2 protein-coding genes are annotated in these 2,456 nt (G+C 35.3%); both read left to right on the top strand.

The genetic code is table 11. The features are described from left to right. Window positions 1–491 precede the first annotated feature (491 nt). Complete coding sequence (locus tag ASJ81_RS11175) at window positions 492–932, top strand: pyridoxamine 5'-phosphate oxidase family protein (protein WP_095644517.1); 441 nt, start codon at window positions 492–494, stop codon at window positions 930–932. 450 nt (window positions 933–1,382) lie between these two features. Beyond that, window positions 1,383–2,456 (top strand): IS1634 family transposase (locus ASJ81_RS11170; protein ID WP_095643524.1); only part of this gene is annotated, 1,074 nt, incomplete at its 3' end.

Here is a 2,456-nt window from a genome sequence, read left to right as displayed (position 1 = left end):
GGCCCGAAGCATACCCCATCCTTTAGGGTGGGGTGGCCGCACGCAATTTGATTTTGGCTACGTTTTGACTCATTTTTGACCTATTTTGACTTCTTTTTATCAGATTTTAGTTTTTTAAGTCCTTCATCACTCATATGAGTCAGATTATACCATTTTTTTAACATAACATGGGAAAAATCATAAATCTATAGTATTTATATCCCTATTGATTGCAGATAAGTAAAATTTATAAATTTTGTCCTTCTAAACTGTATGGGGAAAGATAGTATAAAACGCAGTTTTCCCTTTTGTATTATAAAACTATAAGTTGTTGCAGGACTTAATTTACTACATGGCTAAAATTTATTAAAAAATTAAAAATTGTATAAAAATTGGAAATTATATCACAGGATTAGAAAGCCTGTAGAGAATTTACATTATCCTGGCAGACCAGGACAAAATCCGATAAAACGAGGTTTTAGTTTAGAACTATAAATATTTAGGTGGGGACTATGGCAGAAGAGCTTAAAGATAAGGTTTACGAGTACCTTTCAAATCATTACTATCTGAACCTTGCAACCGTAAGTCCGCAAGGCAGACCAATGGCCCATACAATGGCATATGTATCCGAAGGCGCTGTTGTATATATAGTAACTAATAAAAATACTCGGAAAGTCCAGAATATTATGCAGAATCCTTATGTAGCATATACTGTCGACGAGGACGATCCAGACTGGTTTGAGATGCAGGCTCTTCAGATTGAAGGCAAGGCATCAATAGTTACTGATGAAAATGAATTACGAGAAATTGGAGAAATACTGGTAGCCAAATTTCCGGTTGCGGCAGACATGCCCCCAGACCCGGATAGTATCATGATAAAAATTGAACCAGAAGTTATCTATTATCTCGATTACAGCATTAAGTTCGGGTACAGAGAGCAGGTGAACCTATGAAACCCGCATTTGATTTTTGATAAAAACCAGTGTTGAAAAATAATTCCTTTACACTTAATGTGGTCGCTATTCTATGATTTGAAGATATCCTGTGATTCCATGCAATTGTCTTAACTTTTGTGGATAACTTAATGAAACAAGTGTTTGATTGACGAAACCAGATAAAGCTTGACTAGTAGAGCAGAACAATAATTAGTTATCAAAACTGAACAAAAGTTAAACTGACAGAAAGCTGACTGACAGGATATAAATCTAAAAAGTAAGGTAAAAAATGATAGAATTAAGGTAAAAAATGATGGAATTAAGGTAAAAATGATAGAATTAAGGTAAAAAATGATGGAATTAAGGTAAAAAATGCTAGAATTAAGGTAAAAAATGATGGAACCTAGATTCGGCAGGTAAACATATAAGTTAATATAATTATTCTCACATCTTTTTTCTTGATTTTCCATGGCAGACAAAAACAACAGTCGACTAGTCGAATCCTCAATAAAACGTACAAGATTTTTAGGTCACCTTGGTCTCATTGCTGGAGTTTTCCGAGAACTTGAAGTTGACAAACTGATCGATGAGAAACTCCCAAAGGAAAGGGATCACAAGATTCCTCACTCAGTCTGCATCCTTGCCATGGTACTCAATGGTCTTGGTTTCATAGGTCAACGTCTGTACCTTTTTCCTGACTTTTTCAGGAATATTTCTATAGAAAGACTTTTTGGAGAAGGTGTAACACGAGAAGATCTGAATCAATATGCTATCGGAGAAACTCTTGACAGAATCGTAAAGTATGGTCCTACAAAACTGTTTACGGAAATTGTTCTTCACATTATGAATCGTCTACCTATTCCTGTCCATTGTTTACACGCTGACACTACAAGTGTCAGCGTTTATGGTGATTATCAAGACGAAGAAACGGAGTCTATTGATATCACTTTTGGAATTCCCAAAAACGGAAGATGGGATCTCAAACAATTTGTGCTAAGTTTGATTGTAAATCAGCATGGAATACCCCTTTTTATGAACACTCATTCAGGGAATGCTTCCGACAAAAGCACAATTCTGGAAGCAATAAAGTCTCTCAAATCAGCTTTAAGTCCTGAAAGCAAAGTGTACTATGTCGCTGATAGTTCCTTTTACACTGACAATAATATCAATAATATAGGAAAGTCATTCTGGATCAGTCGTGTTCCTGCAACAATTAATGAGGCAAAGGAACTGCTAACTGCAAATCTAAACCTGAAGCCACTGAAAAGCGATGAAAGATACTCATTTTATCAAACCTTTGTTGATTATGGGGGAGTCAAGCAAAAGTGGGTTTTGTTGCTTTCTCATAAAATGAAAGAAAAGAAAGAGATAACTCTCAGAAAGAAGCTTCAAAATGAACTTGAAAAAGCAGAAAAGTCGCTTAAAAAACTGGTAGGAGAGGACTTCTTCTGTGAAGAAGATGCATTAAAAGCAGCAGAAAAATGGACTGCAGATTTCCCTTCTATTGTGTTTGAAAAAGTAGATTTGAAAACCGTTAAAAAA

Origin of the sequence: Methanosarcina spelaei, from assembly GCF_002287235.1 — an archaeon.
Classification (GTDB): domain Archaea; phylum Halobacteriota; class Methanosarcinia; order Methanosarcinales; family Methanosarcinaceae; genus Methanosarcina; species Methanosarcina spelaei.
This window is presented reverse-complemented; position numbering and strand designations above follow the sequence as displayed.

Bases quoted from the DNA above. Each gene is read 5' to 3' on its own strand.
- ASJ81_RS11175 (WP_095644517.1), top strand. From the start codon at position 492: ATGGCAGAAGAGCTTAAAGATAAGGTTTACGAGTACCTTTCAAATCAT.